General features: G+C 48.0%; 14 protein-coding genes. 7 read left to right on the top strand and 7 right to left on the bottom strand.

Features of this window, described 5'->3' with window-relative positions; translation table 11 throughout:
- Positions 1–6 precede the first annotated feature (6 nt).
- The gene (locus OP864_RS04550) at positions 7–1701 is read left to right on the top strand and encodes an amidohydrolase (RefSeq protein WP_270100105.1); all 1695 of its coding nucleotides are present in this window, start codon (positions 7–9) and stop codon (positions 1699–1701) included.
- Positions 1702–2110: 409 nt separating this feature from the next.
- The gene (locus OP864_RS04555) at positions 2111–2245 is read left to right on the top strand and encodes a hypothetical protein (protein WP_270100106.1); all 135 of its coding nucleotides are present in this window, start codon (positions 2111–2113) and stop codon (positions 2243–2245) included.
- 315 nt (positions 2246–2560) lie between these two features.
- Here the strand turns inward: OP864_RS04555 and OP864_RS04560 are convergent, their stop codons facing one another.
- The 3 genes from OP864_RS04560 to OP864_RS04570 form a co-directional block, all read right to left on the bottom strand.
- A complete protein-coding gene (locus OP864_RS04560; protein WP_270100107.1) occupies positions 2561–3742 on the bottom strand; it encodes an amidohydrolase family protein in 1182 nt (393 codons plus the stop codon).
- A gap of 257 nt (positions 3743–3999) precedes the next feature.
- Positions 4000–5043, bottom strand: a complete 1044-nt coding sequence (locus OP864_RS04565) for a diphosphomevalonate decarboxylase (protein ID WP_270100108.1) — start codon at positions 5041–5043, stop codon at positions 4000–4002.
- Between the two features lie 7 nt (positions 5044–5050).
- A complete protein-coding gene (locus OP864_RS04570; protein ID WP_270100109.1) occupies positions 5051–6553 on the bottom strand; it encodes a hypothetical protein in 1503 nt (500 codons plus the stop codon).
- A 176-nt stretch (positions 6554–6729) separates the two neighbouring features.
- Here OP864_RS04570 and OP864_RS04575 point away from each other — a divergent pair, with 176 nt between their 5' ends.
- The 5 genes from OP864_RS04575 to OP864_RS04595 all read left to right on the top strand — a co-directional run bounded on the left by OP864_RS04575 (position 6730) and on the right by OP864_RS04595 (position 8604).
- Entirely contained in the window at positions 6730–7044 is a 315-nt protein-coding gene (locus OP864_RS04575; RefSeq protein WP_270100110.1) for a hypothetical protein, read from the top strand.
- Between the two features lie 9 nt (positions 7045–7053).
- Entirely contained in the window at positions 7054–7377 is a 324-nt protein-coding gene (locus OP864_RS04580) for a hypothetical protein (protein ID WP_270100111.1), read from the top strand.
- Between the two features lie 11 nt (positions 7378–7388).
- Positions 7389–7700, top strand: coding sequence for a hypothetical protein (locus tag OP864_RS04585; RefSeq protein WP_270100112.1), 312 nt, complete (start codon positions 7389–7391; stop codon positions 7698–7700).
- Positions 7687–8037 carry a hypothetical protein gene (locus OP864_RS04590; protein ID WP_270100113.1) on the top strand — a complete coding sequence of 117 codons (351 nt, stop codon included), beginning with the start codon at positions 7687–7689 and terminating at the stop codon, positions 8035–8037. The genes OP864_RS04585 and OP864_RS04590 overlap by 14 nt, the downstream gene beginning before the upstream one ends.
- 192 nt (positions 8038–8229) lie before the next feature.
- Positions 8230–8604 carry a hypothetical protein gene (locus OP864_RS04595; protein WP_270100114.1) on the top strand — a complete coding sequence of 125 codons (375 nt, stop codon included), beginning with the start codon at positions 8230–8232 and terminating at the stop codon, positions 8602–8604.
- 26 nt (positions 8605–8630) lie between these two features.
- Here OP864_RS04595 and OP864_RS04600 read toward each other — a convergent pair whose 3' ends face one another.
- The 4 genes from OP864_RS04600 to OP864_RS04615 all read right to left on the bottom strand — a co-directional run bounded on the left by OP864_RS04600 (position 8631) and on the right by OP864_RS04615 (position 12007).
- Positions 8631–9656: a polysaccharide deacetylase family protein gene (locus OP864_RS04600; RefSeq protein WP_270100115.1), complete on the bottom strand. Its 1026-nt coding sequence runs from the start codon at positions 9654–9656 to the stop codon at positions 8631–8633.
- Positions 9629–9979 (bottom strand): bactofilin family protein, encoded by a 351-nt coding sequence (locus tag OP864_RS04605; protein WP_270100116.1) that lies wholly within the window; start codon positions 9977–9979, stop codon positions 9629–9631. Before OP864_RS04605 ends, OP864_RS04600 begins: the two co-directional genes overlap by 28 nt.
- Before the next feature lie 232 nt (positions 9980–10211).
- On the bottom strand, positions 10212–10970 hold the full coding sequence (locus tag OP864_RS04610; protein ID WP_270100117.1) for a TerB family tellurite resistance protein: 759 nt from the start codon (positions 10968–10970) through the stop codon (positions 10212–10214).
- Between the two features lie 5 nt (positions 10971–10975).
- Positions 10976–12007: an alpha/beta hydrolase gene (locus OP864_RS04615; RefSeq protein WP_270100118.1), complete on the bottom strand. Its 1032-nt coding sequence runs from the start codon at positions 12005–12007 to the stop codon at positions 10976–10978.
- Positions 12008–12304 lie beyond the last annotated feature (297 nt).

The following is a 12304-nucleotide window of genomic DNA, read 5'->3' on the forward strand; positions in this document are numbered from 1 at the left end:
TATGCTATGCGCTTGCTCTCTTTTTTTGCCCTTTTCTTGCTCCTCGCCTGCCAAAATGAATCCCAAAAAGCGGAGCTGCTCATCTTTAATGGCCCTATTTATACCCTAGATAGTAGCCAAGCTCAGGTCGAAGCCCTGGCCGTAGCCAATGGGAAAATTATCGCTCTCGGAAATTGGAGCGATATCCAAAAGTATCAAAGCCCTAGTACCGAACTGCTCGATCTTAAGGGCAAAACCCTGATTCCCGCCTTTGTTGAAAGCCATGCCCATATTCTGGGCCTAGGGCAGTTTAAACGAGAACTGGACCTCAGCCAAGTCAAAAGCTATGAGGAGCTGATCCAATTGGTCCAAGAACAAGCTGCCAAAACGCCAAAAGGCGAATGGATTCTTGGCCGCGCCTGGCATCAAAGTAAATGGGACTCTCTCCCCTTTTCTATCAAAGGCTACCAAACGCATGATGCCCTCAGCCAAGCCGTCCCCGATCATCCCGTTTTGCTGATGCACGCTAGCGCCCACGCCCTAATGGCCAACGAAAAAGCCATGCAGTTGGCGGGCCTAACTCCCGAAACCCAAATGAATGAAGAAGGCGAGATTATCCGCTTTCCCAATGGCCGCCCCACAGGCATTTTTACCGAAAATGCCATGTCGATAATTAAGCAGGCCCTGCCGCCCGCCGATGAAAATAGCCGCTACCAAGATCTACAAGCGGGTATCCAAGAGGCCCTTAGCTACGGTATTGGCAGCCTGCAAGATGCAGGCTCCGATTCTGCCGCTATTGCGCTTTACCGAAAAGCCCTGGCCCAAAATGAACTCCCGCTCCGCCTTTGGGTAATGCTGGCCTATAATAATTATGCTGCCGAGGTCCAAGGCCAAGACGATCCTTTCCTAGAAAAATGGCTGAAAAAAGGCCCCGAAAAAGGCGATTTTCTCAGTATCGGAGGCATTAAGCTTTATGCCGATGGCGCCCTAGGCTCTAGAGGCGCTTGGATGCTCGAGGAGTATAGCGACCGAGCTGGCCATTTTGGCCACCCTACTCTCCCCCTGAAAACCATTGAGAAGATTGCCGAAAAAGCCCTGCTGGCCGACTTCCAACTCTGTACTCACGCCATCGGCGACCGCGCCAACCGAGAGCTGCTCAATATTTATGAACGGGTCCTAAAAGCCCAACCCCAAGCCGCCAAAGACCACCGCTTCCGAATTGAACATGCCCAACATATTGCCCCCCAAGATATTCCCCGCTTTGCCCAGCTAGATGTTATTGCCTCGGTCCAAGGGATCCACTTTTCTTCCGATCGCCCCTGGGCCCAAAGCCGCCTAGGCCGCCTGCGCATCGCTATGGGCGCCTACCGCTGGAAACAATTGCTGGACTCTGGCGCCAAACTGATTAACGGCACCGATGCCCCCGTCGAGTCGATCAATCCGATCGCCTGCTTTTATAGCCTAGTCAGCCGCCAAGCCAATGATGGCCAAGTCTATGAAGCCGACCAAAAGCTGAGCCGCCTGCAGGCCCTAAAGGCCTATACCCTAGATGCCGCCTATGGCGCTTTTCAAGAAAAGGAAAAAGGCAGCCTAGAGCTCGGAAAGTTTGCCGATTTTGCCATCCTTTCCCAAGATATTATGCAGGTCCCGCTCCAAGATATTCCCCAAACTAAGGTCCTGCAAACTATTGTAGATGGTAAAACGGTCTATTTGAGGGAGTAGGATTTGGGGCGTTACTCCTTTCAGTCGTCGAACTGCGGACTAAAGTCCTTGTTGTCGCTGCGGCTTCGCCTTGCGGCGCTACGTTCCGCAGCTCGCTATTCGCTCGGCCCTGCGGCCTGACGGCCTTGGTCTGCGGCTTCGCCGCACTGCTACACATCGCTAGGCCGCTCATCTGCCTTTTTCTAGCTTAAGTTTCTTCTTTGGCGGCTGGGTTGTTTTGGCCCCATGGGCTAAAGCCCATTTGCGGCAAGCTATTCTGCAACTACAAAATGGCATCTTACAGTTGCGCTAAGCTATTCTGCAATTGCAAAACGGCATATTACAGTTGCGCTAAGCTATTCTGCAACTGCAAAACGGCATCTTACAGTTGCGCTAAGCTATTCTGCAACTGCAAAATGGCATATTACAGTTGCGGCAAGCTATTCTGCAACTACAAAACGGCATCTTACAGTTGCGGCAAGCTATTCTGCAACTGCAAAATGGCATATTACAGTTGCGGCAAGCTATTCTGCAACTACAAAATGGCATATTACAGTTGCGCTAAGCTATTCTGCAACTGCAAAACGGCATATTACAGTTGCGCTAAGCTATTCTGCAACTGCAAAACGGCATATTACAGTTGCGCTAAGCTATTCGCAATTTGTGAAATGGCATTTGTTTGGGCCTTAGCTGGCTAGGATTTGGCCAATCATCGCCTAGGGACAAGCCCCTAGGCAGCAAAAAGGGCAAACAAAAAAGCCCAGCCACTCCCCTAAGGGATTCCTTAGGGAATCCCGCAGAGGGGTGGGTGGGCGGGTTATATTGCGAATGAGGAGCGCAGCGACGAATACCGCTTTTGGGCCTCCTCAAGAGCAGCGCATTAGGCTAATTTTTGAACGGCAGTACTCGCATCTCCATAGTTTTGGCCGGGCGCAACGCTAAGTAGATTAACGCCAGGTTTTTTACCTGGGGCAAAGCTGCCTAGTTCCTCCTCAAAGCCGAGGGCTTCGGCACCGTTTAGGGTGGCCCATTGCAAGAGTGTCTCAAAAGGGACATAAGACTGGTAGCGGCGGATAGTCTTTATCTCTTCTAGAATAGAGAGGGACCAATTAGAGGTAAGGCTATCGGTGCCTAAACAAACCTTAGCGCCTTTTTTCAAAAATGCCTGATAATTGGGCAAGCGATTTTCGATATAGAGATTGGCATTGGGGCAGCTGGCCCAATAAACCGATTTGCCCCAGCTTTTGGCAAAAGCAATATCCTGCTCAGAAGTAAGGGTATTATGCACAAAAAGCGTTCGTTGTTCGGGGTCCATTTGCGAGAGGGCATAATGAATGGCCGTGCGGCCATTAGGCTGGAATTGGTCCAGAGAAAAACCAAACTGCCCATAAAAATCGACAAAGCCGCCTGTTCCTGTCAGGAAAAGTTCTTGTTCTGGAGGCGTCTCTTGATTGTGAATACTTACCGTATGGGCTTCTCCTTGGTTGGCGGCATTGATGCGCTCGAACAATTGGGGAGAAACAGAATAAGGGGCATGAGGCACCATCACCTTTTTGCTGCCTTCTGCTAGGGGGAGTGCATCATAAACGGCCTTATATTTTTCAAATTCGGCCTCGGCATTGGCGGCTTGTAAAAAATCGAAGCATTCGACAAAGCTATAATAGCGCAGGCGGCCCTTGGCCTTTTGGGAAAAGGTATCGGGAACATTGGTAATATCGCCTACGGCCACAATACCATTCGCAATCATTTGGTCCTCGGCCCAAGCGATAGCCTCGGCAATTTCGGTTTCGGGCGCATTGCGTCTAGACACCACCTGCTTAATAAAGTCGATGAGGCCCGTGCCCGTTTCTACTTTACCCAGCATATGAGAGAGCTCCAAATGGCAATGGGCATTAATAAAGCCTGGGACCAAAATCCCTTCATGGATCTCGATCTCTTCATCGGGATAATTGGCCCTTTGGCCTATTTCTAGGATGCGGCCCTCATCATCAAGGACCAAAACGCCCTCTTTGATGGGGGCTTCGCTAATTGGGTAAATATAATCGGCGCTTATTTTTCTCATGGTATATGTCTTTAATTTGAGGGGCAAAAATAGCTAAAACTATTGATTTTATCCTTAAAAATGCGGTGGACAGGCGGCGAAGCCGCCGCAGGCTGAGGGATGGACAGCAGTGGCCGTCAGGCCAGACCCAGCCGCCGCAGGCGGCGCAGGGCCGAGCGAAGAGCGAGCTGCGACACAGCCCGACCCGAGCGAAGCGAGGGGCAGCCCCAAAATAGCGGCATAAAAAAAGCCTCCCTAGGGAAGCTTTTCCTTAATATTTAGAGCAGCCTTAATTTCTCGGGGCCACAGCCTAATTCATCGGCTAGATGGCCGCCATTTTCGCAGAGGGGGAGCAACTCCTCCTGGAGGAAAGGCTGCACCTTAGGCTGGATTGATTTGGGGTAGAGCAGATGTAGATTGGGGCCTGCATCTAGGGTAAAATAGAGGGGGAAATTCGTTTGTTGGCGCCAATCTCGGACCTTCTCGATCAGGGCCAAACTATTGGGCTGCATCAGCAAATAAGAAGGGCGAGAAGTCATCATGAGAGCGTGTAGCATCAGGGCCTCTTCCTCGGCAATTTGGCCAAAGGTGGCCCAATCGCCAGCTTGGAGAGCGGGCAAAAGTTTGCCCAAATTCTCCTCCGCCAATTGGTAGCGAAGGGGGGCAAAAGGGTTGCCCTCCATCAGTTTGTGGCCGGCAGTACTAGAGACCGACTTCTCAGCCTGGCTCACCAGCAAAATAGTATCTTGGACCGCCTTAAAATCATCATGCAGGAGCTCGCCGCAGGGGCTAGCCCAAAGATTAGAGCTCCCCTTTAGCTGCTTAGACTCGCCCCAAGAGGCGGCCATAGGGTAAAGCGATCGGCAGGCAGAGCCAGAGCCCAGTCGGGCAAAATAGCTGGCCTTTTGCCAAAACTCGGCCTGATCGGAAGCGGGGCCAAGGCCCAATTCGGCCGCCATATCGCAGAGGCAGAGGGCCAGAGCGCTCATGCTAGAAGCGGAGGAAGCGATGCCCGCAGAATGGGGAAAAGAATTCTTAGAATCCAGTTCTAGGGCGTATTCATCGAGAAAAGGCAGCTCTTCGAGAATGCTTTCTAGAAAACCCTGAATACGTTGGGCAAAAGCTGGTTTTTCTTGGCCTTCAAACAAAAAGCGCAACTGAATACCGCCCTTAGCTTTGGGGCTATAGCGGAGGGTCGTTTGGCTATAGGCGGCAGAAAGCGTAAAGCTTAGCGAAGCATTTTTGGGAAGTTGGCGGCCGTATTTGCCCCAATACTTAATAATGGCAATATTGGAGGGGCTTTTCCAGCAAGTTTGATTCATGATATACTTATTTTGATGTTGATTCAGGGGCTTCCATAAAGCTTTGGGGCTCTAGAAAAGCAAATTGATAATATCTGAAATAAAGGGATTGCAGACCGAGAAATAGGCGGCCATCCTCTAGGGGGTAGCTCAATTCGGGACAGAGCAACTCATCTTTAAATTCGTAAGATAATAACTGTTTCTCTTTTAGCTTGCCTTGGGCATCTATTTGGGCTAGGTAGGCGCCTGATTCGCGGCCATAGAGGCCTCGATTGAAGAGCAGATACAGCTTGTCGGCCTTCTCCCAAAGGTAAGGGCGTAAAAAGCTAGCCTTAGACTTGGGAAAAGAGTTATGTTTGAGGATACTCTGCTCCCAGAGTAGCTCTCCAGCTTCAGAGAAGCAGAGCAGAAAAATATTGTGGCTTTTAAAGTTATGAATGCCATAGGGACGTTCTTCAGCTAGGAGGATCAAGCGACCATCGGCCAGTTGTCGGAAGCTAATCGTTTTGTAATTGCGCAGCTCTGTTTTCTCCTTAATTCGCCCTAACTTCCGATGCAATAATCGGGATTTTAGCGAGTCGGAAAAGGACTGCTTATACTTTTTGAGCACCTGATTTCGGGCGGCATTTATCTTAATAAAAAAATAGCCAGCTTGTTTATAATATTTTTTCTGCGAGTAGAGGCCCGTCCAATAAATATTGCCCTCCTCATCAAAGAGGAGCTCCATTTCATTGTAGAAAAACTCGCCTAATTTGGGCGTAAAGCGCACAAACTCCTCCGCTTTTTGGCCCACAAAAAAGACCAGAGGGTCTGCCGTCACCTTTTTGAGTTGATAAGAGCGTTTTTCTCTAAACTGATCGCTCAGAATAGCCACCACCCCTTGATTACTAATTTTTAGTTTTTGAATGGCAATCACTCTTTTTCCGCTTTGGTTGGGAGAAAGGTCTAGCTTGCGCTCCCAAAGCAGCTGAAGACTGGCATCGAGCACCCGCAGGCGGATGCTATTGGTAAGTCCCCGAATATCTTCAATATCGCCTTCTTCCTCATAATCGTAAAGCAGCAATTTGCTCCCATCTGGAGAAAGGACAAAATTGCCTCGGTAGAGGCGCTCTGTCATATTAAAGGGAGGAATCAGGGCAATGCTATCGGGAGATAAGCGAAAACTATCGGGCAAAATTTCTTTGGCATAGAGGCTCACATCCTCATAGCGCTGAAGAGCCTTATTGTCTATATAGTAGGAATAGAGCAAATAGTTTTTGTCCTGAATGTGCATGGCTCCGCCATATTTTCGCTTTCGGTCGCTTGAAATATAGCGGCCCTTTAGCTTGAGCTGCCCATCGTAAATTTCGGTTTCGGCCTTATCGAATTGCTTATTAAAGCGCAAAATCTGAAAGCGATTCTCCTCATACTCTAAAAGCGCATAGGTTTTATAGTTACCTAATCGCTCTTGGCGCTCGCCCAAAAATAGCCCTTGTGCGCCCAAGAATAAAGGGAAAAAGCTAATCAATAATAGAAGTATAATTTTATGCATGTATAGATGATTTGATGTAAATGTACAGACTTCTTATAGAAGTCTAAACTTAGCCCTAAAGCAAATAGATGAATCTCTGGAACAATCTGGTGGTTTTAAATTAACCAAGCAAAAGAGAAACTAATTTTGATCTTTTACATTTACCAGACTTTCTATTTATCAAAATCCTTTCTAGAATGATTGGTATTTTTATACTTATTGGCGTTATTCGCAATTATTGGAACTTAGCAAAAGCTAGAGGCAAGAATGCTTATTTATGGGCATTTCTATCTTTTATTATTTATTATGGCTTAATGCTACTCATGGCCATCGCCATTATGTTTTTCCTAGGAGATTATATTGAAGAAGATACCGCCTCTGAGTTCCTCTTCAATTTAGTTATTGGTATTCTATCTTTACTTTTCACTTATTTACTAGGCCCAGTCCTTATTAAAGATGATAAGGCCCTCTCTTTGGAGGAGCAAAACGACATCTTAGATGCTGGCCTTTAAATTATCATTATGATCATACTCACTATTATCCTTGCAGGCGCCCTAGCCATTGGCAAATGGTATTGGGATAGCGCCGCCGAGCAATCCCTGCCCAAACTCAAATGGCTACTCATTGGTATGGGCCTATTTATTGGCAGCTATATCCTCATCGGGATAGTGGTCTCCCTAGTTTTTCAGTTCGTTTTTGGCGATCTGGCCATTGGTATACATGAAATTGGCAAAATTCTTATTACCGCCTCTTTGGCTATTAGTGTCTGCAAATGGGGCAACAAACGCTGGCTAGAAAATTATAGCCCTCCCCAAAAATCAGATATCTTAGATGCGGATATATAAACCAGTTTCCTATGCAATTGACTATTTATTTACTCCTGTTCTCTTTTTTTCTGACCTTAGTTCTTTACGGACATTACCGCCTCAAAGCTCAAGCTGCTAGACTAAATCCAGAAATTTGGGGCCTAGCTGGCCCCATGCTTTTCTTTGGCCTCAATCATTACCTCAGCCTGCTCATTATTGCCCTTCGGGAGAGCATCAGTAATATTGATTTATTTCTCGCCCTCAGTATAGCAGGCAGCCTTCTTAGCTTTGCGGCCATTTTCTTTATGGCCCCTTACCTAATTTCTACGGTCCAAACAACAGCAGAACATGAACGCGATTAGCCCCCAGCTCCTCACTTATATCCTTAGCCTAATCAGCCTATTTTACTATGCTTCTCTTGCCCCTAAACACAGCAAGAACACCTTACTATGGGCAGCTTTTGGCTTTCTTTTTCAGACGGGCCTCTCTATCCTTTTCATCCTATTCAGTAAGGTATTTATCGCCCTATTCAAAATCCTTTCTTGGCCCATCAATGATTATTGGGCGATTGGCCTGCTCCTTCTCCCCCTAATCGCCTGCGTCCTTAGCCTTAAGCTGGCCCCTTCTTTTGTTGCGCCCCAAGCAAAAGGCCCCGCTCCTTCCTCCTCCAATTCAGATATTCTAGATGCGGATATTTAGGGGCCCGCGGCCGCCCTTTATATAGGGGCGGCCGCCGCTAGGCTACGCCGCTCGCAAGTCTGCTCGGCCCTGCAGCCCTGCGGGCTTTGGTCTGGCCCTTCGGGCCACGGCTGCGCAGCGCTGGGCCATTTGGCCCTGCGGGCCAAGGGGGCTTCGCCCCCTACATTCCTAAACCTAGCATAAAACACGCCCATGATCAACTACTATGCTTATTACATCCCCTTCCTACTTATGCTTGGCCTCAACTTTTATTTCTACAGAAAGAAAGCCATTCGCTACAATAAAAATCCACTAAATTGGGGACTTATTGGTCTTCTTATCTATTACGTTTGCTTTGAACTGCTCTTTCAGCTCGCCCATTTGTTATTTGCAGTTGTTGGCTACGGATACATTTTTTACACAGAGCAGTTTTCAGAAAAAGAAGAGGGACCTCAGGTTATGTATATTCTACTTTATAGTCGCCAAGCAATAGCCTTCCTTTCCGCCTTATGGCTAAGTTTGCGCATAGGAGAATTCCTTATCCGCCCTAGTAAAAATCAGTCTAATGCCGACAATCAACAGCCCTAGGCCATCTGCTAAAAAGGACTGCTGCCCTAAGACAACCTTCTCGCTGTCTTCCTCCTATCTATCTTGCTCTTCCCTAAGGTCCGCAATAAGCTCCCATAAGCAAAGGCCGATTTTAATTTTTGCTCCCCAGACCGTATCCGCATTTCTTCCATCGGAAAGCGCTGTATATGCCGCCCCAACTGCATTTCTTCCTTAATCCCCGCCCCGCCAAAACTAAGGTCCAAATTGGCCCGATCAAAAAAATCTAGCCCCACTTCATGGTCCGTAAAAGGAAAAGCAAAAGCCCGAATAGGCTGCGGCAGCCAAGCTGCCAACTGCTGCTGGTTTTTCTCGGTCTGATGCAATTGCTCTTCTAACGAAAGCTTTTTGTATAAAGGATGATCCCAACTATGCCCGCCTACACTAAACCCCATACTTTGCAGGGCTTTTAGCTCTTCTAGCTTTAAATAAGGTTGTTTTTGGGCCAAAAAGTCAGGGACCGAACAGCCAATTCGATCCGCCCAAGCCAAAAGTTCGCCTTCCTGAGCATGCCCCACCGAAAAAAGTAAGTCTGCTTCTTTGGTCCCCAAGGCTTTTCGCTCTTCCAAATGGCTGTAAATCAAAGCCACCAAATGCCTAAACATCAAGCACTTATTATCAATAAAAGCCCCATTGATAAAAAAAGTAGCAGGAACCCCCAAACGCAACAAAATAGGCGCAATAACATGATAACAACTACTCAGGCCATCATCAAAACTCAAATGAAAAAATGGCTTTCGAGCAGGGCGACCCGCTTCTACCCAAGCCAACAGTTCGCCTAAATCTATGGGCTCAAAATGGGCCAAAATGAGCTTTAGCTCGGCCTCAAATTGCTGAGGCGAAATAAGCGGATAAAGGGGCGAAATATGGGGCTGCGGCTCCGCTTCTACCGCATGATAAAAGGGAAAAAACGCCTCTACCTTTGCTTTTTCTTGCCAAAAAGAAAGGGAAAAGGCCTGAGCCAATTGGTCCAGACCTTTTTTCATATTATTCTTTATCCAAGGCCCTAAGCCTTCTCTTTGGGCATAGTACATTGGCCATTAAATATTGCTCCTTGTTCAACCTGCAATCGCTCACAGTCAATATCTCCTTTCAATTGAGCCGAAGCCTGCAAATAGACCAAAGCACTGGCTTTTACATTCCCCTTGCTCTCGCCCTCAGAAATCATTTCTTTGCAGTTAATCTGGCCCATCACCTTGCTTTTAGGCGCCATCACTAGGCGGCCCCCACAAGAAATTGTTCCATGCACCTCTCCTTCCAAACGAATGTTGGCATTGGTCTCTAAACTCCCCTCGATAATGGTCCCCTGCGCCAAAATACATACATCCTTGGCGCCAATAGCTTTCTTCTCTTCCATAAAATTAGTTCAAATTTGGTCTTTAAGATAAGAACTTCTCCTTAATAGGCCAAGTTTTTCCTCCTTTTGGGGCTGCCCCGCCCTGCGGGCGGGTCGGGCTGTGTCGTGGCTCGCAGGTCTGCTCGGCCCTGCGCAAAATTTCGCTAGGCTCATTTTGCTGGGTCTGCGGCTGCGCCGCCCCACTTTCCATCCCTCAGCCGAGGCGCTCCGCGCCTGCAAAACGCAGTTGGACCTATTTCAGGCCCCGCTTTTCACAAATCGTATCATAGGCCTCTTGCAAACGCTTAAACTTAGACTCCCCCACTTTCTGAAATTCCTCTCCCAAACTCGCCAAACTATCCGGATGATACTTCTTCACCATCTTGCGATAGGCCGCCTTTAATTGGGCATCAGAGGCAGAAGGGGGCAACTCTAAAATCTTATAATGGCTGTCCATTTCATCATAAAACATCGCCTTAATCGATACAAAATCACTATGCGGTAGGTCCAACTCCAAGCTAATGCGCTTGATGGTATCCACCTCCACCTGGTCAATACTATAATCTGCATTGGCAATGCCAAACAGAAAATAGAGCATCTGCAAGCGGGTTTCATAGCTACTGCTCAAATAAATCTGCCGACAAGTTTTGGCCATATCCCAATCTTGCTCTAAGGCCGCACTCAAAATGCCCATATATTCTTGCAAGTTATCTTGGCCAAACTGCTCGACCAAAAACTTTTGAATATAGCTCAGCTCCAACTCTTCTACTTCTCCATCTGATTTGACCACCGCCGCGGCCAAGATGAGGGAGCTCAAAATAAAGTTGATGCTGTCGTTGGGTTGTGGCAATTGTTTTTTGCGCCTTTTTGGGCCTCTCCCCCCTCCTTTTTGAAGCAGTATATCTAGAAAAAAGCCAATACCTAAACCCAGCAAAAGACCAATTGGAAAGTAGAGCAAGCCACCCAACAGCAAGCCTAGAATCTTCCCTATATGTTGTTTTAGTATCTTCATCTATGCTATTTTTTACCCAAGGACCAACTTTGCTGCAGCCACTCACTACTTTTTTGCCACCATTCTACAAAGGGCTGGCTTTTTTCTTCCGTTTCGGCCAATTGCTCTAAAATGGGTTGTTCGGCGCTGGGGTTTTGCTCTTCGCTCAGGATAGCCAAAAAGCGACTAATTTTGTCTATGGCCTGTTGGGCCTCTGGCACATAGGCCCAAGCAAACTGCCAAACATGCGGCATGCCCTCCCAAAGGTCCACCCAAATTTTGGCCCCAGCAGCCGCCGCTTTTTCTCCTAAGCGGCGGCTATCATCTAATAAAATTTCATCTGTACCGACCTGGACCAAAATCGGGGCCGTATCTTTCCAGTCTCCAAACAAAGGAGAAACCAAAGGCGACTTAGGATCTGCCGAGCCATAATAAGACCTGGCCCAACTACCTGCATGCTCGGCCCGCAGAATCGGATCATTTTTTTGGCAACGCTCTAGGCTATCTCCAGACAAAGTCAGATCGGTCCAGGGCGAAAGCACCACGGCCCCCAAAGGCTGCGGCAGCTCCAAGCTTTTTAGTTTTAGTAGCAGACTAAGGACCAGCCCTCCCCCAGCCGAATCGCCCATAAAAAATATATCTTTTGGTCCATAGCCTTGGTCCAATAAATAATGATAAGCAGAAAGGGCATCATCTAGGCCAGCAGGAAAAGGATGCTCCGGCGCCAAGCGATAATTTACACTTAAAGCGGGAATGCCCGACTGCGAGACAATTTTGCCCACCAAGGCCCGATGCGCCCTAGCCGAGCCCAACAAAAAGCCCCCACCATGCAGGTATAAAATGATTTTTGGGTTCTTTTCTGCAGAAGGATGACAAAATTCGGCCGAGCAAGTAGGCAGCTCAACTTCTTGGTAATGCAAGCCCTTGGGGGCGGGCAAACGACAAAGGGCTTTATCATGCTCTAGGCGCATTCGGTCAATATCATCTAAATAGATGAGACTCATTTGGCGCATAGCACGCATGGCATATTTTACAAAAGTGGATTGTATACTTGGCATAATTCTGACTTAATTAAACGCATAATAGACCTAAAGCATCAAAAAGGGCCATGGCCCAGCGCTGCGGAGCGGGTGGCCGAAGGCCAGACCAAAGGCAGGCTGCGCCTGCCTGCAGGGCCGAGCAGACCTGCGAGCCCCGCAGCATAGCGGCGGCCGACCTAGGCGCAGCCTAGCCGGCCGCGGGCCCCAAAAAAAACGAAATCGTATAGGGCTTTAAGTCTTTAGAAACAGAAAAATAACAAAGATAAAGAAGGCGCAGTTAAAAAATCGGTTATTTTACTTTTCAGCACCCCAGTT

The sequence above is a fragment of the Saprospira grandis genome (genome assembly GCF_027594745.1).
Classification (GTDB): domain Bacteria; phylum Bacteroidota; class Bacteroidia; order Chitinophagales; family Saprospiraceae; genus Saprospira; species Saprospira grandis.

Bases quoted from the DNA above. Each gene is read 5' to 3' on its own strand.
- OP864_RS04550 (WP_270100105.1), top strand. From the start codon at position 7: ATGCGCTTGCTCTCTTTTTTTGCCCTTTTCTTGCTCCTCGCCTGCCAA.
- OP864_RS04560 (WP_270100107.1), bottom strand. From the start codon at position 3,742: ATGAGAAAAATAAGCGCCGATTATATTTACCCAATTAGCGAAGCCCCC.
- OP864_RS04565 (WP_270100108.1), bottom strand. From the start codon at position 5,043: ATGAATCAAACTTGCTGGAAAAGCCCCTCCAATATTGCCATTATTAAG.
- OP864_RS04570 (WP_270100109.1), bottom strand. From the start codon at position 6,553: ATGCATAAAATTATACTTCTATTATTGATTAGCTTTTTCCCTTTATTC.
- OP864_RS04575 (WP_270100110.1), top strand. From the start codon at position 6,730: ATGATTGGTATTTTTATACTTATTGGCGTTATTCGCAATTATTGGAAC.
- OP864_RS04580 (WP_270100111.1), top strand. From the start codon at position 7,054: ATGATCATACTCACTATTATCCTTGCAGGCGCCCTAGCCATTGGCAAA.
- OP864_RS04585 (WP_270100112.1), top strand. From the start codon at position 7,389: ATGCAATTGACTATTTATTTACTCCTGTTCTCTTTTTTTCTGACCTTA.
- OP864_RS04590 (WP_270100113.1), top strand. From the start codon at position 7,687: ATGAACGCGATTAGCCCCCAGCTCCTCACTTATATCCTTAGCCTAATC.
- OP864_RS04595 (WP_270100114.1), top strand. From the start codon at position 8,230: ATGATCAACTACTATGCTTATTACATCCCCTTCCTACTTATGCTTGGC.
- OP864_RS04600 (WP_270100115.1), bottom strand. From the start codon at position 9,656: ATGTACTATGCCCAAAGAGAAGGCTTAGGGCCTTGGATAAAGAATAAT.
- OP864_RS04605 (WP_270100116.1), bottom strand. From the start codon at position 9,979: ATGGAAGAGAAGAAAGCTATTGGCGCCAAGGATGTATGTATTTTGGCG.
- OP864_RS04610 (WP_270100117.1), bottom strand. From the start codon at position 10,970: ATGAAGATACTAAAACAACATATAGGGAAGATTCTAGGCTTGCTGTTG.
- OP864_RS04615 (WP_270100118.1), bottom strand. From the start codon at position 12,007: ATGCCAAGTATACAATCCACTTTTGTAAAATATGCCATGCGTGCTATG.